We start from the raw sequence: 18,753 nt of genomic DNA, 5'->3' as shown, positions 1-18,753 counted from the left end.
TTAATTTAATTTACAACTTATACCCCAAGGCTGGAAAGCTGTTATTACTCAACTTAGTGATGCTGTGAAATGATTGTTGTGCCACGTCTAAAGGAATGTCCAGCTCTTCGCTCGCGTGACTTGCGTTTTTGATCCAACCTTTTAAGCGCCCGAATTCAACGTTCAACTTACAGATAAAAGATTGGTTGAGTTGGAAGTGAAGTGTTCCTTTCGTGAAACCAGTCACAGTGAAAAGTACCTGTTCGCTTTTGGTATCATGATTGTAAAAGGTAAATGCATTCTTCTTTCTAGATGCCCATTCGTATTCCTCAGCCCGTTGAGACTTGTCAGTGTCGAAGCCGAGTGAGTGCGCCACAATCAGTAGATCATTAAGAAAATTGATCGCACTTTTGCTAAGACTGTCCGATCGATAAATACCCCCAAAATTTTCAAGCACAATTCGATAATCAAGCTTGAGCTTCATCTCATTAGAATCGCTTTTTATGTAGCGCCAGTTTTCAGTTGAAAACGTGTTTTGGTTGGATTTATAAGCCTGTACGTTGACACTCTCAATCATGTTTTCAAAAACATCCACCAGCTGTACGCTTTGATTTTCACTGGCTAACTTTATTGCCCAGAGTGCCGTTTCATGCGCCATACCATTTGAAAACTCTAGGCATGTATTGTTTGTGAGTTTGTTTAACATGATCTCACGCTGCTTACTGCAAATCCGCTTTGTGATGCATTCAAACTCAGCAAACAACGCAGACCAATAAGCATTCTTGAAGTTGTTTATTTGGCGTTTTAAGCGGTCTTTAACCGCACTGGTATTGACGTTCAGTTCACGTAAGATCTTTGCATCAATCTCACTCATAGACTTGTAGGTTGCAAAAAGGGTATCCATACGATTGTTGTACGAGTTAGACAAGGCAACGATGAGATCTTGTTTATCGGAAATGGCATTTTTCGCAACTTCGCTGGCTCTCTCTAAGCATGCAGAACGCACGTAGTAATCACTGGTTTCTGTCTCATTCAGATCTAATTGAAAGTTTTCAGAGAACCAGAGGTCAAATGGTTGCACTGTCTGTTGAATGGAATCCGTCATTGAACGGTTTTTTCGAAAAACGCCAAGCTTTACACGTATCAACTCAACACTTGAACCGTCATGTAGTTGATGCTTGCTCAATACATTGGCTCTTGCTCTTCGTTGGGTTACTGCATCTTGAACTGGTTCGTTCAAATCAAAAAAGCCACTTGGCAAAACAAGATAGATTAGAGATGCATGCGCCTCTTTTAGTATCTTAGTGACCCATGCTTCCGATTCAGCGACAGGCGGCTTAGAAAAGACTAAATCAACGGGTTTATCGATCAAGGTGGTTTGATGTAAGTCATTACCGAGTAGAAAGCTATCAGTGTCCATCGCATGAATCAGGGTACTGTCTTTTTCTATTACGTAGCGTCTACCTTTACTTGCAACTAGCTGCGCGATTGACCCACATCCAGTACCGATATCAAGGGTAATCGGATTTTCGACTTGGTATGATTTCAAATCCTCCAACAGATTATTGATCAAAGATTGTGAGAGGTGATGTGTGTGTTCTGATTGATCGTATCCCGATACGTCACTTAAGTTGCCCATGAACTTACCTTATTGCTAACTGACATTTGATATAAACAATATAGCGCGGTTAATTAACTTGTGCAAACATTATTGTTGGTGTAGATTGAATGAAAATGTAGAGCTAAGGACTCTTATGAATTGGATGAATCTTGGATACCGTTACTGTTTAACCAGTTCTGGCCAGCCATACAAGACAGAGAAGACCGCAAGCCGTTCGGCACACGCATCCGTCGGAGTTATTTGTGAGTATGACGATGGTTACGCAGTGCGTATAGGTACGGAAATGACAGAGGAAGAAGCCGATTATTTCATAGAGTGCTACATACCTTTTAAGAAACAAAATCAAGTGTATGCAGAGGGTGTATACGAAGCGCACCGAAAGCCTTGGCCGATTGAACAGCCCGACTTATGCAGTAAGTACAGTCAAGCTAGATCAGTCTTGAAGTTGAACTACTGGCAAATGAGCTACGAGCAAGTTAAGCAGCATCGCGAATTTCGAACGATGACTCACAAATACTGGCAGAACGCTCGAATTAAACATGGACTACCAATCGACACGGAGTGAATTTATGGACAAATCAACGCATACTCACACTAAATTGTTAACGGCATATGCGAATGTAATGCCACCCGCATTTTTTGAAAAAATGGGCAAGTTGCAGCTTGCTTCACTGCATGCGGCTATGAATCTAGGTAACAATGCTCAAATTGAAGCCCAGCAAGCGGTTACAGACCACATCAACAACAGCGTGAATCAATTAGACAGTTATGATAAAAAGCAACTGCAAAAGGCATTGAGCGAATTGCTAGAGTAAACTGGCACACATAAGAGCTAATATTTCAGGTGAATAAATGAGCAATACATACAAGGCTTACGCAAGTGATCACGGTGACTTTATAACGCTTGTGTATCCGAATGGCCGAGAAGAGCATCACGAACTCTATCATGAGGGCAACCGAGTAATCTTTGAAGCCTTACCCTATGCCCAAAATGATGAGCGACTGCCTTTTCTATGGGATGCATTAGAACGCCTGAATGAAGAGCTTTATGGAACTGATGAGCTGTCGAAACCATTTCCTGATTTAAACAAAGATTGTGTTCAAAGAGTTATCCAACTTAATAAAACTGTGAAAAACCGAGCAGGAGAGTTATTCCCAGAGGGTACGCTTATGGTTATCACCCAGCGGCATAAGCGCGACAAAGAAGTGACTATAAGACCTCTCAATGGTTCAATTCGAGTCAGTGAGGATGATTGTGACTTTATTGGCGATAAAAGTCTCATTGGTCTATCTGAGCAGCAATAAAATTCAACACTAAAGGCTCATTTGTTGATGAGCCCCGTTTCGATTCTGATGAAAATCAATCTTAAAAAGGAATGAAGTAATGATGTGGATCTTATTCTTACTATTGGTTTGGTATTTACTCTTCAAATCAAAAAAGAGCAATTCAAACGCCACCAGCCCACGTACAGAAAAGATTGAAATGGATTGGTCAAAGTATCGTAATAATCGCTTTATAATGGGGATTGCAGTTTATGTACCAGTACAACTTGCTATGTTGATTCTCTCATTTTTTATCAATTGGGTTATACCGATAGGTGAGTGGTGCGTCATCACACCAGAGAATCAATCTTCACCATTAATGCTTGATCTTGAATTAACGAACTGTAACTTAAAACAATATGCATACATTCTTAGAGCGAGCATTGTTATCTCTTTAGTGATTGGCATGTTTGGTGTGATGTTTCCAAGTAAGGTTTCAAACTTCTTAAACAAACACAGAAAAAGTTCATAAATCCTACCGCGCAAGCTTGGTGAAATTGGTCTGTATAGAAACAAACTCCGTTTCAACAAAGACCATTTTTCAGAAAAATAACTTTGATCTTAATATCAGTCAGTTAGACTAGTTTAGACCTGTTACTTATCTCGATGCGCGTACCTCAACCATTTAAAATTTTCCTAGCAGCCATCATTAAACCTTTTTTATTCTAATCACTGATAAAGGGTTCTAATTCAACCGTTTAAATACTCAATATCGTTAGTAACACCTTGCTCCTTATGTCTAACTGCGCTATAATGTACATGTCAGTTAAACAAAGCAACAGGTGATTTCTATGAACGAAACTTTCAAAACATTAATTCAAGACCCAGAAGTAGTCGCATCAATGATTACTGGTTTTACTTCAATGCTTACAGCTCTAGTGCCAACAGTCGTTGTTTACCAAATCTCTAAGCGTTTCCTTGGTAACAAGCGTTATATCCGCATGGCTGTTTACGCAATGCGTGAGATTCAGGTACTACGCGCTCTAGTGGCTGAACTATCACAAGATGATAGCGATATTCGCAAAGCTCGTAAGACCATTTTTCAAGAGCAGCAATTGAAAACTGAGAACAGGTTTACACCTAAGCAGCTAGAGCAGAAGCTAGCAAGCTACGAAGAAAAACTAGATGAGTCGCTATCCTCGATTGATTCCATCTAACCAAGAACAAGGCTCATGTATTGAGCCTTTTTTTTGAAAAACGACAACCAAGACCAAACAAGGAACAGTTATGACAGAACAAAGCACTCCACTTTCACCTATTCAAGAGAGCATCAAACGACGTCTCATTTTGTCGTGTGTGAATCATGGTACTTATACACCCAGTGATAACGTAAAGACTTCATTGCATTGCGCGTTACTGTTGGACGGCAAGCCGTTATTACTTACCGGTTACTCAGACTGCAATGAATCGATTAACCAAGCGAACCAGTTAAAAGAGAGCCAAGAGTTCAATAAAATGCTGACTCAGGTTGGATTGAATGGTGAACTAAGTATAGACACAGTCAATGGCGCTGAACTGGATTGGAAGCCCGTTCATAAGTGTTTAGTCAAAAGTAAATCTGGAACGTTTGAAGAAGCTACAGGCAAATCCGAGCTGATAGCGATACTGGTAGGGGAGCATTATCAAAAACTGATTTCGTTATCTGGAATGATGTGTGTTTCAACGGAAACGGCTCAAATCCTCGAACCAAACACACCCGACCTAAATCCTTAGAGCGAGTTACAAACAAGCATGACCATGCAGCCCCGATTTAAGCGTAGGCGCTGCATGAGCACGGCATTCTTACCAATCAACTTTCTACGCTCTAATTTCCTCTAACCTACTTAGGTTGCATCTGGAAGATATCTGGAAAGACAATCAGAGTCAGGCATTAACCTGTTTTCCAGAAAATTACCATTTAGCGCGTTTTACGCAATATCTCAGAGTTGATCCATACCTCTTTCCAGAACTGGTATTAAGTTCTTAATGCCTATTCAGCACCACCAGCTATGAGTTGGTCATAGTCACCAGTTGATGTTTTCCAAATTTACTAACGTGTGTTAGATACTTTTCCTACACCAACCTGTCATGGTATCGGTGTCTGTTAAGTTCGCTGATAGGGGGTACTTGGTATCCCCTCCTTGAAAGAGCCAACGGTAAGCGGTCTGCGAGTCATATCAATTTTTTGTTGTGCAAATATTAATCACAGTTGATTTATAAACTATAAAGCGTTAGTTTTATATCTCAGTTAGTCACTGTGTTAGTGTTTTTTGATTGTATCTATCCTTGCTAATTAAAAGCCTAGAAACTTATCCCTTTCTAGGCTTTTTTATTTCTGAAAGTTCGCATCTGTTTTTTAGAAAAACGGTTGTATCACTTGATGAATTATATTAGTGTAAATCTTCATATGTTCATAACTCCATGTGAAAGCGTCATCAACTAAGTAAGACCTTCTTTGCCTAGCTAATTAGCTAGGCTTTTTTTTGATAAAATTCAAATTTTTAACATTAAATATGTTCCACACCTCCTTTAAGTGCGCTATAATGACACTGTCAGTTAAATTTAAAGGTAATAAGCATGAGCGTATTTAAACCAAGTGAAATTTTAGAAACCCTACCAAACATAGACTGTACTTTTTCTATGTCGCCCCTAAATAGTGACGAACGCCCTGTCGCAATTCCTAAACCTAAATCTCTAACATTAGAGGTTGTGTATTGGCCTGTAGTGGGTTCAAAAAAACTCGCTCATTTTTCAGCAAAAGCCCATGAAGCAACGAATCAATCACTTTCTGATTTACAGCGACTAGCATTGAAATGCTCTAACGTGTCGCTCGTAAACGTGATTTAGGGGGGCTGAAATGTCTAAGCTAGTACGAGTAACACACGTTCGCCTACAGTATGCATTGCCGTTAATGCTTGCACGATTGATTGAGCAAAGTGTTGATCTAAGAAATAAAGACGAAGTGGTGTCTTGTTTCAATAAAGAATGTGCAGAAGATGAATTGTTTAAGTCAATCGCAATTTATTGTTTTGAGCATTATGGTAGCCTCGCGAACAGTGCCAAAAATCAAACCTATTACAATGGTTATGTTATTACATTGAATTTATTGTTTAATGAGTATGTCGTTTCTCACCCTAATATTGCTGCTAATGTCATGTCCACGCCAGATTTAAACGAAGCATGGTTTTTTGCTCACAATGGATAATTTAACATTTACATTATCTGTAAATGTGCGCTATAATGACACTGTCAGTTAATCAAAGAGAAGCAATCAAATGTCTAAAATTGTACGTGTTTGGAAAACTAATCCACTCAATCATAAGCCATTAAACGGACTGTGTGACCACCCAGATACCATAATGGATCTACTTGGTACAGTTCCTTGTATTATTAATAACATTCAAGTAAATGACGTAATTCCTGAAAATGTTTTTGCTTCTATGTCTGAGCAATATGGTTATCCAATCAACAAGTTTGATGGTGTGATTGATGGTGGGATCTATAAACCAAATAACGGTTCGAACGTGGAAGATCCCGACCCAGACCTTTATCCATTGGCTTGTTACGAGGATGCAGCTGGTGGCAAGTACTACGTTTACCTGTACTCAATTGTCGGTTACGTAGCTCCAAAAGGGCAAGTGAGTTGTAATTTTGTGACTCGGCTTGACTAATTATTTTGTAGGGGTATTGAATACCCCTACAAATTAACTATCATTGCAGTTGTGTTTTTTAGAAAAACTTGGTTATTATTATGTCACGTAGAGTTGGTTCGTTAAACGGTAATTGGTTTGTTTCAAAATTGCTTGATGAAAAGCTGAATACGCAGCAAGTGATCATCAACTCAATTGAGAAGACAGTCTTCTGTCTAGAGCCGAACAAGCCCTTTACAGGCACAGTGAGCCAACTTACAGAGAAATTAAACGCATTGTATATTTGTTACTACACGATGCCAGTTACGAAGATTAGGGATTTACAAGACTATTTTTATCTGAGCCCCCAACGGGAACACTCAAAAGATTTGGTAGCTTAGATAAAAAATGACTTCGCAGCTTCGCTATCCCGAAGCAACAAAGCCCTCCAGATGGATTTGGAGGCAACCATTTAACAAGGTGTCGTTGGCCGAACGCTTGGACATCTTGAACAGTTTTGCTCGCTTTAACTGACAATTTAAAGCAGAAAGACCCCTAAGCGATTAGGGGCAACCATTTAACAAGGTGTCGCTGGCCGAACGCTTGGACATCTTGAACAGTTTTGCTCGCTTTAACTGACAATTTAAAGCAGAAAGACCCCTAAGCGATTAGGGGCAACCATTTAACAAGGTGTCGCTGGCCGAACGCTTGGACATCTTGAACAGTTTTGCTCGCTTTAACTGACAATTTAAAGCAGAAAGACCTCTAAGCGATTAGAGGCAACCATTTAGCAAGGTGTCGCTGGCCGAACGCTTGGACATCTTGAACAGTTTTGCTCGCTTTAACTGACAATTTAAAGCAGAAAGACCCCTAAGCGATTAGGGGCAACCCTTTTAACTGAAATTGTATATCTCAACCGTTTAACGAAAAGGAATATTCAAATGGATAGTATGAGAGCGCTTATTGTAAGAGATCCTAATGCAGCACCAAAAAAAGAAGAAGTGAAAGCCAACGACTATCGTAAGCGAAATGCTAGTGTCGCTTTGGAGCAACTTCGCGAGTGCAAAGAGCTCGGCCTGACACTAGAAGAGTACCAAGCGTTAGTAGTTAACTAAAACAGATTACATTTGCATAGACCTCCATTTGCCTCATTCCCCAATGAGGCGTTTATTTGCAAATAAGACCTTTCTTTTTTCCTCATTATTGAACCTGTTCGGTATTAAAAGTCCACAAATATACTTACGTATTTAAAGCGCTCAGACATGTAAAACTATAACCAATTGCGCTATAATGTACCTGTCAGTTAAATTTAGTCGAGGCACATATTATGGGTTTACATTCATTCACAACAGTAAAAAAGCAGTGCATTCCAAATGGGCATAAAGCTGTTAAACCACTTTACTTACTTCACCCTTGCGGCAACGTTGTAACAGGCTCTTACAATGGCTATGGGCGTTTTTCTCATATTGGTGATATTTTTGAGTACGTCGCTTTAGAGTGCTTTCCTGAATTGCGTGAGCAGGATGATCAATTGCTTAGAGAGATAGGTGTTACAATTTTCTCAGAGAGCATTCAACGCGATGTAGCCGATGACGATAAGGCTGAGATTTTCAGATCAGATGATGGCGCATGTTATGTGAATGGCATGAAGTCTAGAGCTGAGTCATGGCTCTTCAATCGTCAGGGTGTCGAGTTTGAACATGGTTCACTTATTGAGGTAGACGCTCGAAACTGGACAGACTTAACCACTAATACAGATGGTAAGACTTTCACTCTTGATGCCACGCTATGGCCGTTTGTTCCAAAGTTTAGCCAGTCTATAGATGACAAGTATGAAGACCATACAGTAGCGCTAATGTGTCCATACCAAGGTTTATCTTATCCCCAAGAGATGGAAGAGGGCGGCACAGATAGCAACGGTTTTTCGTTATTACTATCTTAATCTCGATTGGCAGTGTTGAGCTGCCAAACCTTTAATTTAAGGAGTTTGCTTTTATGGCCAGTTGTTGTGATGTTGCTGTGACCCGATTCATTTTAGTTACCGCCTTTGGTTTCTTGGGTGAGCAACATGGAGAAGACTTCGCGAGACGGTTAATATGCGAAGCTGGGATCTCATTGGATAATAAAGATGACGCCAAGATAATTGCAGATCTAGGCGATGAATTTCTAAAAATGGTTAAAGCGCTAACTCGCGCATAGGTGGGAAAATGAAAAAGTCTGATTTCGTATTGCTGGGTAAATCATTCGCTAAAACAAGTATTGCTTTAGCTAACTCTCAATCCACGACCGCTATTCGTGAGTGTATGATTGACCTCAATGAAGCATTGGTGAGCTCAGGGTATTCAGATCAACAAATCCTCTTGATTAGCGAGTCTTATAACTCTGCAATTGAGGCTCATGAGCAATCACTAAAGTCACCACATCAGGTTGCTTACGAAAACCACAGTAAAGACGCTTTAGGTTAGCGTCACTTTTATCTAATAAGACACTCTTTTTTATCTACAAAGTGAGCCTGTTCTTGGCTTAAGTCAATTCAATAAATACGCATATCCTCGTTTTCCTGAAAAACACGGTACTACCCATGTAGTACCCCTATCCAGCTGAATTTAGAATTCAATTATCATTTCATATCTGTATAATAAATATACCAAACGAGTAGAATATTAATGCAGTGTGCGCTATAATGTAATGGTCAGTTAAACATGAGGCTCAAGTTATGAAAAACTCTAAAAATTCGACCGATTCAAAACAACATTTTGTTGAAGTATGCGCTCATTGCCTTGGTGGTATTTGTGTTTCTGGTTGTGTAACAGATCCCAAGCGTGTCTCTATCCCTGTAAAGCAAGTAGGGGCTAACAAGAATGCTTAATGTGTTAGTTATCGTATTTACTGTATGTCTAGTGTCTACATGCAGTAATCAAGAGGCAGCAACCCACCAGCGCGAGAACCTAGATGAAGTGTTTACGTCATTGCAAACCGCTAACCCTTGGGCAAGTCAGTTTTGTGTACGTGGTGCAGCACTTGAAATGGTTGGGAGACATCAAGAGGCAGATCAATACCAACGCGACTTTGGTAACTGCATTGAATTATTACTAACTCAGTTAGACATCAATAAGGGTTAACTAGAATGGAATCAAACTCAGTAAAGATGATCAGCCTAAACAGCTCTAGAAACCCCGACATCGGATCGGATAAATTCATTGCGGTAACTTCTATAGTGCCAATGTATTTATTACTTCTTAACCAGCTGCGAAACTCTCAACGCTCAACCTGTCCAACGAGAGTTAAGTTAAACAACAAACGTCGACATGCTTTGATTTTGCTTCGACGCGCAGCTAAGCAGCATCTAGACGGTCGCACACTTCCATTGCTAGTTAGTAAGGGCGTGAGGCAAAAGGATAGAGCATCATCGTTTGGCTACAACATACATGGATAATTTAACTTGGGGCGATGACGCCCCTTTTTTATTTTTTAGAAAAATGGACTTAAGGTGATATATGAAAGTGATGTCTTTTTTGAGTGGTGTAACCCTCTTTGCTTTTGGGATTGGGGCGACTCTAGGTTATCAAAAGTATCAGGCTTTTCAGAAACAAGAAGAGAGTAAGATAATCGCCTCATACAGCGACTTCGAAAATCTGATCGATGAAATGTATAAATCGAAAGAATCGTCGCTGCATTATTTAGATCTTCCTAAAGAACAACGTTGTCTTGTTGAATTTGGCTGGGGTCTTAATCGCCCAATCTTAAAGGATGGCTATCAAAGAGATTCATTATTCGATTCGCCTAGTGAATTCGTTTCAGAATTCTATAAATCGATCATCAAAACGGGTATTGAGATGTCATTCAATACTTATAAATCAAAAAATACCGAGGGCATCAATTGGTGTTATGGAGCATTTCAAAACGTAAGTGATAAAGATTTTGAGCACACCCGAAACCAATGCGTCGATAACTTAAAAACGGGTCAGTTTGGAGATTTCAACAACTTCAATTATGGCTCGCTGACGACTGCCGATTACTTCACGATTTTTTCTATCTTAAATTCGAACTATCGGGATCAGCTCCCCCTAGAAAACCATCAGTTAGACAGTATGCAAAAAAACTGTACAAAGGCTGACTTAGTAAAAAGTTGAAGCGATATGCATGGCATTTATTTCGTTGTATAAATGCCATAACATCAAAATAAATACATGTAAAAATAACATAAATGCGCTATAATGACATGGTCAGTTAAGCGAATTTGGAGAAACACCATGCCAGTTATTTTTATTCTTTGTGCCTTTGCATTTTGTATGCAATTACAACATTTTGTCTATTAGGGGGTTGTATGTATTCCTCTAATTTCAAGAACCGATCAATTGAACCGTTTACTCGCGTGAAAGTGTACCGCAATCTTCTTAATGGTCTTTTCTCATTACAAGTATTCCAATCTAAGCACCCTCTAAACAATAAGGTCGCTTGCCACTTTTCAAGCGTCACGATTTCTGTAAAAGAAAATCCTATCAAGATCTCTCAATCTGGCCAGCTCCGCGCTAGACGTCAAAAAACTCGGAATGTTCATGCTTATTTGATTGGCCGCATCCATGGTGTTTCAAAAAAAGTGGATTTGAGTAAAGGGATAAAACTCAGTTATATCCCGTTTGTCGATGACACGTTTGTTAAGGCGAATTCTGATCGTGAAGAGTGGACACCGAACGATTGTAAATTTTTGCATTTCGAAGACGGCAAAGCGTATGCATTTATGGATGAGAATATTTTCATTTAGTGATGCTAACCAGTCAGTCGAGTGGTGAGCAATGGCGTAGTTTCTCACCACATATCAAATGTTACATGGTCACTATTTTTTAGAAAAATGAGGCAGTTATGACATTAGAAGAAGCTAAGAAAAAGCTCATAGAATCCGAGCAGGGTTATGGTGGATACGAATCAATAAAGACTTGGGAAGAGTTGGCTGAGAAAGCCAGCTTTGAGCAAGGCGAAGCTCTTTTTAACGCTGATAAATTAGGCGATCTCAAAATCCTCGCGTTAAGCAAGACTGAATCCCTAGAGAGCTAAGAAGATGATTGATTTCAAAGGACAGAAAATCGGGTGGACTGATCTCAGCAATCGTTTTGACATACCGATTTCAACACTTGTAAATCGTTATGAGTCGGGTTTGCGTGATGAGGAATTGGTTAGCAATACCCATCAAGGATGTGGCAATAAACGCGCTTCCAACAAATTAACTGAAAGTGATGTCAGAGAGATAAAGATCAAACTTCAAACCGCCAAACTGACTCAGAGTTCAATAGCAAAACAGTACAACGTTCATCCAAGCCATATCTCAGATATTAAACGTGGCAAAAGATGGGCTGACATTGAGACGGGAGATTCAAGAATGACGACAACCAACATTGCAGTAACTATTGAGATTCAGGCCGATATTGAACGCACCCAATCTGAAACAAGCATTAATAAGATCGCAGCTATCACGCAGAACCTTGTTAATGAAGCGGTTTCAACAGGTGCATTTAACGAGCAGGGGTTAGCTGTTCAAAGTGTATCAATGGAAAACCCAACCATTGGGATTAATCACGCTTTCTACACAGCATGCAAAGAGGCTCTTTCAGAGGGAAACAGCTTGCCAAATTCACTGAGCTATAAGGGTGAAGTATTCAATTACACCCAGTACATGTTGATCCTAACGGAGCAGCAGCACATTGAACTAAACCGAATTTGTTTTTCATAAAAACCATTGATAACCGCTCGGTAGTACAACGGTACTACCCATTAAAATCAGGTAGTACAAAGGTAATACCTTACTGTGAGCAGCCTATGAAACCTCTTGTAATTCTCAGCCCAACCCACCAGCAACGTGATGATTTGACGTTAGTCCGTGATCTGTATGATAACCCGTTCTTTGATTGTCTAAGGGGCAATGAGCTGGTGGATGTGGCTGTATTGTCATACTCCCACGGTCTGGTTGATGGAGACGCGATTTTTGAGAGGCACGATGTAGCGACGTTCGATGTGTCTAACCCAGCAGTGCAACCGATCATTAATTTCATTAAGAATAAGGCGCTCAGCTTTATCCGAGATATACCGATTGAAAGGGACGTTTACGTATTTCTAGATCAGCCACATAAAGCGCTATGGGACGCGCTCATGGCCAGCCCAGCTTTTGCCGAACAGGTCAAAAAGTGCAACAACATTTATGTGTGTGAGTCGTCTCAGTCTGAGATTTCACTTAACCGGTATCTTCGCGTGTTGAAGCGCATCACGACGCCTACCTTGAGTAAACCTGTATTCATGAGGTCAGGCATCTGTAACCCGCCAGAGCTCGCTTATGTCGACGCTGGATGCCATGTAGGGACATCGTTGTATTACTGTAACCCAAGCAAACCCAGCAAGTTGCTCGATGGTCTTTTAAACGCTACGCACTCGAAACGGTTGTTCATCGATAACGGGCTCATCAGTTTGGCCAACAAAGGTAAGTCGTTTGATCTCGAATCTGTGTTTGAGCAGTACGAAACCATCATAGAGTCATTAACTGAATCGCAAGCAGCAAACGTAACCATCGTTATCCCAGACAGCCCATTTTGTGAAATAGAAGCTCTAGAGATAGTAGAACGTTTCAAAAACCGTATTCTTGCTCTCTGTGAGCGCTGTGACGTGGTTTTGCCGATACACAGGTCAAATGATATGGGTAATCTGGCTTTAAAGCTCATGAAGCCTCTGAACTATGATTCTCGTATCCGTTTAGGAGTGCCGTGCCTAAAGAACAAAAATCTTAATCTGGCTTTAGACATTGAGCAGATCGAGCAGCTTTTTGAAGTGACTAACCCAATCACTCAGCAACCCATGTTTAAGAAAGTGCATTTCTTCGGTTTAACGGATGCCACCTATCGCCACAAATTAACGCAGAGATTGAATCTAGCGAACATTTACGATCTGGATGTCCAACTAGACGGATGTAGAACCACGGCACTGTTTAGCGCTGGCGCGAAAGGGCAGCAATTAGCCCATCAAATTGCGAGAGAGCATGAAGCAGAACAGGCAATGAAAGCTAAGGTATGCCGTGAGCACAATTACTACCAAGAAAGCATCAACCCGAATACGAGCCCATTAGTCACAGAATCGCTTTACGATCTGCTTAACGAAGATGACATTTTTAAATTCTTCGAAGTGTTTGACCAATGTTTAGAAAATCACCCAATGCTAATCACTGGTATTACTCCTGAATCGCATACGCCCAGCGAAGCCCTTGAGGTATCTTGGAACTTAGTCACTCCCAGCATTGACAGAATTCTGTTTGAGTCGCTAAAGCGCCTGAACTGGCGACAACATTTTGATGGTATCGAAGTTACTGTGATGAAAGGAAGTGACGCACGATATCAGAGCATCTACGAGATGTATAAGCATGAAAATCAAGCGGCATAAGGCGCGTACCATTTTTCCAAAAAACGCAACCAACCAGCTCGGTAGTACCTTTGTGCTACCGCCTTTTAAATCCAATAAGACAAGTCCTTTTTATTCTCATGATTGAGCTTAAACCTCGATTAAATCAAGCGATTTAATTCCTATAATCGCAAAAAGAGTGGTACTAAAAATCACACATCTGCGCTATAATGACACTGTCAGTTAAACAGGAGCACAGACCATGTATTCACGTAACCCATCATTCACCTTAGAGTTCAAAACGGACGAAGAGAAAGCGAAAGAAGCGGCAGAGAAAGCCCTTTTAACTCGCGCCATCATTCTTTGCTACAAGCTGGTTAACACGGTTTACTCAGCGAGCTTTGAAAAGTCACTAACAAAGCCGCTTACATTGCATACCGATTTTCAGAATGACAATGGTGTATTGTTTGCTGATAAATCACAGCGCAATTACAAATCGTCATTCAAGAACTTCGTTAAAGAATCGAGCAGCAAGGAAGATCTGACATCGTACCTAGAAGCGATTGAAAAGCACTTTAAAATCCCCCTTAAGGCATCGGATCGAAAAGGCCAGATGAAGACGCTCAGTTCTACTGAAAGCTATGAGATCCAACAGTTAATTTTCAAGCTAACCCCACTTAAGCGCGTGTATCAATTTCAACGCATCAGTTTTGATTTTGGTGAGATCATCTATGAAGCAAAATTGTACATTCTTACTCGTACTTGCTGGTTAAACGGCTTGGAAAATAAAGACTTTCACAGAATTTTCAAGCACCTACTTTTGAGTGAACCTAAGAAATACTTTGAGCAGGGTTATCCAGTCGATGTATTTGATTCAGTTCAGATTGATATCAGCGTACATAAGAACCGTTACATTAGCATCCTTAAGAGCTGGCTCAATATTTGGTGTTTTCGATCTGACAAGAACCTTGAGCCCCATGAAATAGAGCTTGCAACGGGGCGTACCAACATGCTGATCCCGTAACCCATCCTAACAACCACCAGCTCAATTTAAGTTGGTGGTTTTTTAGGAAAACGGTCTGAACATGACGGGTCGGTAGTACCTCAGTAATACCCCTTTTTAAACCAATAAGACAAGCCTCTTTTTATTCTCATGATTGAGATTAATTCGCTTTAAAATCAAACACTTTATTCGCTTTTAATTTCCTGCGTTACCTACAAAAACCCCACCAACTGCGCTATAATGACACTGTCAGTTAAACAAGTTCAGAGGTCATTATGATTACAACTCAAGAAAAAGCTCAGCTTCAAAACTTCCTTTCAGTTAGCGCACAGCAACACATTCAGATGCAGGGTGAGGTTCGCGTTCAATGGGGTCGAGAAGACAAGGTGATTGATGGTTCACTTCAATCCGTTCAAGTCATGAAAGACGTGGTAGAACACGCCCCAGTCGCGCCTATGGCAAAAACGCTTGGCATGGTTGTTCAGTCAGGTAAGTACTCGCTTGAAGACGTTAAAACTCAGGTTCAGGAATTAAATGAAGATGAGAAAGACGTTATGACTAACGTGATCAACCACCTTGAAATGTACCTGTAAATTAATTTGAGCAAGCAATCTTAGCTTGCTCGTTTTTTTGAAAAATGGAGTATGACAATGCGTAGAATGAATGATTTAACTCAAGAGCTAGTTGCACCATACGAGAGTTGGATACCAATGTCGGTTGTAGATCCTCGCGTGTATGCAGAGGACTTAAATGGCGTTATGGATTACAACTCTAAAACTTGCGCGATAAAGACCCATACGGGCGATATGACACTGGCTTATTACAACCTAAATACTGATAGTTGGTTTTGCATTGTTGATGAGACGTTTATTGATGCAAAGGATGTCGAGTTATGGACACACATCAGCGGTGAACCTGTTCAAATCAACAGACTAAAGGACTTTCTAGAAAAAGAATTGAACCTAGTGATATCTCTAGTGAAGTCGACCCACACAGACAATAAAACATTATGGGATTACAAACTCGAATCAATCGACTCAACAAGTACGGGACACAGCTTGCCGACTAAATTAGGCACGGTGTTGGCTCTTGATGACCTGATGAACCTTTTGTTTATTCAGTACTTGAATAGACCTCACAGCGAAGCCCCTAGTTACTAGGGTGGTTGGATAGGGCATGGCGGTGATATCACTCATCGCCTACATCATTTGAAAAGGGAAAGACTATGGGCGGTCGATTTATTCGATATTTACAAAGAAACAACCCAACGCATGACGAGTTGCTGATTGAGTTTCGAGATCAACAAAACTCTTGTGGGGGTATTCGTGGATATTCAGGCTCACTAGCTGAAAAGAGTTACTTACAAATTTTAGACAGTGAAGTGTTTGAGAACGAAGAAGCAGCGGAAGATGCTTTGAACAACAACAGCAAGTTTGATCCTGCGTGGGCTATCCCATACAAAGCGGAAGTCCAGATCCCCAAGGCGAATAAGCTAAAAGGTATTGAAGCACTCGACAAGGCCAACCAAGGCTATGAAGAGGCAAAAAGTAAGATGGTCATTGCTATTCGTTCTGCCAAGTCTAAAACCGTGTCATGCCGAAAGTGCAAGCATCGTGTAGACCGCAACAAAGTCACTAAGGTTAATTGTCCAGTGTGTGACATCATTGTTGATGGCATTCTTTCAGCGACACAAACAAAGGTCATTGTTACCAAGCGTAAGAAGATCGCAGATGCTAAAGATAAACTACACGCCCTTAGAGCCGAAACAAAGGCCGCACAAGGAATTAACTACATCGTTGGTGGTTGGTGCTCTGATTGAATCCTAACCCATGAAAGCGGTGATATGATCACCGCTACCTAAAGCGGCCTACGTGGGTATTACCACGGTATTACCTTGCATTATCGGCAACGGCTAAAGCCGATTTTTATCCAATAAGACAAACCCTTTCTTATTCTCATAATTGAGAGTATTCACCTTTAAAATCAAGAGCTTTATTGTGCTCGTTAGCCCCTTATAACCTGTACATATCGCCCCAACTGCGCTAAAATGACACTGTCAGTTAATCATTTGCGGAGCAACAAAATGGAAATCACAACTCAAGTAATTCAAGACGCTTTTAACGGCTTATTCCAGATGAGCAAGGAAGAGCTAAACGCGACGTTCCCGACCCCAGTTGTTGAATTTATCGTTAGAAACATGGGCAACGAGAAGTTTAGCGATGGCATGTTTATGGGCAGAGTAGAAGACTTTGAATTCTACTACGCGACTCGCGATAAAATTCAAAACGCTATCAACAGCCGTGACGGTCAAATCCCTCAAACGAATGACCTTGTTTATTTCATCGATAACCTTTACGGAGGGCTAAAGAAAGCCGCCCTAAAAGGTACGCATACCTCACATGATCCTGATGAAATGTCACTCATTTCCTACGTAGCGTGGGCGTGGGTAAATGCCGATGATTCAGTAAGTTTTGAGCACTCAGGGCTATCGCACTACACGCCAAAGGCCGAACTTAAGTCACTAGGTCAGTCGACAACAAGAGTCCAATACCCAGACCGCTACGGCTTCCGTGCTCACTGTGCGTATTATGCTGATGTGCAAATCAACACTTGGGTACATCCAAACGTAGACATTGAGCAACTAGCTCAGCATGAACTTACGATCTTTAAGAACTATGAAGATCTGAATTTTTCGGAAAAATGCCCAGTAGAGCAACCGCTAGCATCGGATACGTTCTATCAATTCATGGCCGAATTCGGCAGTGAGTTTAACGGTGGTGATGACTATCAACTGGGGCGCATGGGTTCACGCTTCGAAACCTTGTTTGAGTTGATGACCCTTATCAAGTCAGTAAAGAACGAATCAAAGCAGCTGGTGGCTTAATGGAAGTCCCACCACCTCTAAACGTGGAGATCGCACCACTCTCACAGCTTAAAAAAGGCGTGAGAGTGAAGATCCGCTATTTCTTCAAAGACGTGTACCCAGACCATAGAGGCGAGGTTCACAAGGTTCAAAATATCAATGGCCGCGATTACGTGAGAGTCATTACAGGCAGGGACAGACGTACCAATAAGCCCAGAATTAAGCAATTCCCTCTATCGGCAATTGCTCTCGATGAATCAGTACAACCAAACATGAGTCAAAAAGGAGTTTGAACATTATGGATATGGAATCAATAGCCATTGTTGCCTTGTTAATTTGCGCAATATGGGCAGTGATAGGGGGGATATTTTACGGCTACCTAATGAGCCTTGTGCTTATTCTTAACGGAGCTTTTGGGTTTACTCATACCCCTCAGATAAGCATTAACCAAGCGCTATTTCGTGGGGTGTTCGTGCTGTGTGAATTTTACGATTTGTTAGTGAACCTCAAGGAGTTCGAGGCACAACGGAACGGTTAACAGTCCAAAGGCTATTTTTTAAAAAAACGGATAAGCCAATCACGGTAGTACCTTTGTATTACCGTTATAAAAAATTACGGTAGGGCAGATCATGTTTAAGTCAGCAGAACAAAAAGCGCTAGAGAAGTTGGCGCAGTCATATCGCAACAAAGATAAACGGCTCTCATGGGAAACGTGCCTTAAGAAAGCGAAGCAAAGGCAGCGAACCTTTAACGGCAACCGCTAAGCAGCAGGGTAGTACAAAGGTGCTACCCAAAACCACAGAGCAGCCCTAATGCTTAGGGCTCTATTTCACCAATAAGACATCCCTTTTTTAATCATTTTATTGAAATGAGTCACGCTCTTGTCAATTGCATAAGTCCTTGTTTCCAATTGTTTTCACTGCCAGTGCGAACCAGTTCAAAATCTCAACAATCCTATTTAAAACGCCCCCAATTCAAC

The 18,753-nt window shown here is 40.9% G+C and carries 29 protein-coding genes; 28 read left to right on the top strand and 1 reads right to left on the bottom strand.

From position 1 onward, the window contains the following. Positions 1-10: 10 nt before the first annotated feature. On the bottom strand, positions 11-1,618 hold the full coding sequence (locus SJY39_RS01110) for a DUF4942 domain-containing protein (protein ID WP_390240910.1): 1,608 nt from the start codon (positions 1,616-1,618) through the stop codon (positions 11-13). A gap of 115 nt (positions 1,619-1,733) precedes the next feature. Between SJY39_RS01110 and SJY39_RS01105 the strand changes: the two genes are divergently transcribed. The 28 genes from SJY39_RS01105 (at position 1,734) to SJY39_RS00970 (ending at position 18,538) form a co-directional block, all read left to right on the top strand. Next, positions 1,734-2,165: a hypothetical protein gene (locus tag SJY39_RS01105; RefSeq protein ID WP_390240908.1), complete on the top strand. Its 432-nt coding sequence runs from the start codon at positions 1,734-1,736 to the stop codon at positions 2,163-2,165. A gap of 4 nt (positions 2,166-2,169) precedes the next feature. Then, positions 2,170-2,415: a hypothetical protein gene (locus tag SJY39_RS01100; RefSeq protein ID WP_390240907.1), complete on the top strand. Its 246-nt coding sequence runs from the start codon at positions 2,170-2,172 to the stop codon at positions 2,413-2,415. 37 nt (positions 2,416-2,452) lie between these two features. Further along, on the top strand, positions 2,453-2,905 hold the full coding sequence (locus tag SJY39_RS01095; protein ID WP_390240906.1) for a hypothetical protein: 453 nt from the start codon (positions 2,453-2,455) through the stop codon (positions 2,903-2,905). A 79-nt stretch (positions 2,906-2,984) separates the two neighbouring features. After that, positions 2,985-3,395, top strand: coding sequence for a hypothetical protein (locus SJY39_RS01090; protein ID WP_390240904.1), 411 nt, complete (start codon positions 2,985-2,987; stop codon positions 3,393-3,395). A gap of 319 nt (positions 3,396-3,714) precedes the next feature. Then, a complete protein-coding gene (locus SJY39_RS01085) occupies positions 3,715-4,080 on the top strand; it encodes a hypothetical protein (RefSeq protein WP_390240902.1) in 366 nt (121 codons plus the stop codon). A gap of 70 nt (positions 4,081-4,150) precedes the next feature. Next, positions 4,151-4,636 (top strand): hypothetical protein, encoded by a 486-nt coding sequence (locus SJY39_RS01080; protein ID WP_390240900.1) that lies wholly within the window; start codon positions 4,151-4,153, stop codon positions 4,634-4,636. 843 nt (positions 4,637-5,479) lie between these two features. Further along, entirely contained in the window at positions 5,480-5,749 is a 270-nt protein-coding gene (locus SJY39_RS01075; protein ID WP_390240898.1) for a hypothetical protein, read from the top strand. Between the two features lie 10 nt (positions 5,750-5,759). Next, positions 5,760-6,107 carry a hypothetical protein gene (locus SJY39_RS01070; RefSeq protein WP_390240896.1) on the top strand — a complete coding sequence of 116 codons (348 nt, stop codon included), beginning with the start codon at positions 5,760-5,762 and terminating at the stop codon, positions 6,105-6,107. 70 nt (positions 6,108-6,177) lie between these two features. Then, entirely contained in the window at positions 6,178-6,573 is a 396-nt protein-coding gene (locus SJY39_RS01065) for a hypothetical protein (protein ID WP_390240894.1), read from the top strand. 899 nt (positions 6,574-7,472) lie between these two features. Next, positions 7,473-7,646 (top strand): hypothetical protein, encoded by a 174-nt coding sequence (locus tag SJY39_RS01060; RefSeq protein ID WP_390240892.1) that lies wholly within the window; start codon positions 7,473-7,475, stop codon positions 7,644-7,646. A 212-nt stretch (positions 7,647-7,858) separates the two neighbouring features. Then, entirely contained in the window at positions 7,859-8,473 is a 615-nt protein-coding gene (locus tag SJY39_RS01055) for a hypothetical protein (RefSeq protein WP_390240890.1), read from the top strand. A 53-nt stretch (positions 8,474-8,526) separates the two neighbouring features. After that, positions 8,527-8,730: a hypothetical protein gene (locus SJY39_RS01050; protein WP_390240888.1), complete on the top strand. Its 204-nt coding sequence runs from the start codon at positions 8,527-8,529 to the stop codon at positions 8,728-8,730. Between the two features lie 8 nt (positions 8,731-8,738). Beyond that, entirely contained in the window at positions 8,739-8,996 is a 258-nt protein-coding gene (locus SJY39_RS01045; protein ID WP_390240886.1) for a hypothetical protein, read from the top strand. A 251-nt stretch (positions 8,997-9,247) separates the two neighbouring features. After that, on the top strand, positions 9,248-9,400 hold the full coding sequence (locus tag SJY39_RS01040) for a hypothetical protein (RefSeq protein ID WP_390240884.1): 153 nt from the start codon (positions 9,248-9,250) through the stop codon (positions 9,398-9,400). Beyond that, positions 9,393-9,653, top strand: a complete 261-nt coding sequence (locus SJY39_RS01035; protein WP_390240882.1) for a hypothetical protein — start codon at positions 9,393-9,395, stop codon at positions 9,651-9,653. Before SJY39_RS01040 ends, SJY39_RS01035 begins: the two co-directional genes overlap by 8 nt. Before the next feature lie 375 nt (positions 9,654-10,028). Then, complete coding sequence (locus tag SJY39_RS01030; RefSeq protein ID WP_390240880.1) at positions 10,029-10,664, top strand: hypothetical protein; 636 nt, start codon at positions 10,029-10,031, stop codon at positions 10,662-10,664. Positions 10,665-10,858: 194 nt separating this feature from the next. Continuing rightward, a complete protein-coding gene (locus SJY39_RS01025; RefSeq protein ID WP_390240878.1) occupies positions 10,859-11,296 on the top strand; it encodes a hypothetical protein in 438 nt (145 codons plus the stop codon). A 98-nt stretch (positions 11,297-11,394) separates the two neighbouring features. Next, positions 11,395-11,586, top strand: a complete 192-nt coding sequence (locus SJY39_RS01020) for a hypothetical protein (RefSeq protein WP_390240876.1) — start codon at positions 11,395-11,397, stop codon at positions 11,584-11,586. 4 nt (positions 11,587-11,590) lie between these two features. After that, positions 11,591-12,259 (top strand): helix-turn-helix domain-containing protein, encoded by a 669-nt coding sequence (locus SJY39_RS01015; RefSeq protein ID WP_390240874.1) that lies wholly within the window; start codon positions 11,591-11,593, stop codon positions 12,257-12,259. 86 nt (positions 12,260-12,345) lie between these two features. After that, positions 12,346-13,950 carry a hypothetical protein gene (locus SJY39_RS01010; RefSeq protein ID WP_390240872.1) on the top strand — a complete coding sequence of 535 codons (1,605 nt, stop codon included), beginning with the start codon at positions 12,346-12,348 and terminating at the stop codon, positions 13,948-13,950. A 220-nt stretch (positions 13,951-14,170) separates the two neighbouring features. Further along, complete coding sequence (locus SJY39_RS01005; RefSeq protein ID WP_390240871.1) at positions 14,171-14,932, top strand: hypothetical protein; 762 nt, start codon at positions 14,171-14,173, stop codon at positions 14,930-14,932. Between the two features lie 254 nt (positions 14,933-15,186). Next, complete coding sequence (locus SJY39_RS01000; RefSeq protein WP_390240869.1) at positions 15,187-15,504, top strand: hypothetical protein; 318 nt, start codon at positions 15,187-15,189, stop codon at positions 15,502-15,504. Positions 15,505-15,561: 57 nt separating this feature from the next. Beyond that, a complete protein-coding gene (locus tag SJY39_RS00995) occupies positions 15,562-16,071 on the top strand; it encodes a hypothetical protein (RefSeq protein ID WP_390240867.1) in 510 nt (169 codons plus the stop codon). 65 nt (positions 16,072-16,136) lie between these two features. Continuing rightward, positions 16,137-16,730 carry a hypothetical protein gene (locus tag SJY39_RS00990; RefSeq protein WP_390240865.1) on the top strand — a complete coding sequence of 198 codons (594 nt, stop codon included), beginning with the start codon at positions 16,137-16,139 and terminating at the stop codon, positions 16,728-16,730. Between the two features lie 264 nt (positions 16,731-16,994). Continuing rightward, positions 16,995-17,795: a hypothetical protein gene (locus SJY39_RS00985; RefSeq protein ID WP_390240863.1), complete on the top strand. Its 801-nt coding sequence runs from the start codon at positions 16,995-16,997 to the stop codon at positions 17,793-17,795. Then, entirely contained in the window at positions 17,795-18,067 is a 273-nt protein-coding gene (locus SJY39_RS00980; RefSeq protein WP_390240862.1) for a hypothetical protein, read from the top strand. Before SJY39_RS00985 ends, SJY39_RS00980 begins: the two co-directional genes overlap by 1 nt. 5 nt (positions 18,068-18,072) lie before the next feature. Continuing rightward, on the top strand, positions 18,073-18,312 hold the full coding sequence (locus SJY39_RS00975) for a hypothetical protein (RefSeq protein ID WP_390240860.1): 240 nt from the start codon (positions 18,073-18,075) through the stop codon (positions 18,310-18,312). Positions 18,313-18,403: 91 nt separating this feature from the next. Beyond that, positions 18,404-18,538: a hypothetical protein gene (locus tag SJY39_RS00970; RefSeq protein ID WP_390240858.1), complete on the top strand. Its 135-nt coding sequence runs from the start codon at positions 18,404-18,406 to the stop codon at positions 18,536-18,538. Positions 18,539-18,753: the final 215 nt, after the last annotated feature.

This window comes from Vibrio sp. R78045, assembly GCF_042466085.1.
GTDB classification, from domain to species: Bacteria; Pseudomonadota; Gammaproteobacteria; order Enterobacterales; family Vibrionaceae; genus Vibrio; species Vibrio cyclitrophicus.
This window is presented reverse-complemented; position numbering and strand designations above follow the sequence as displayed.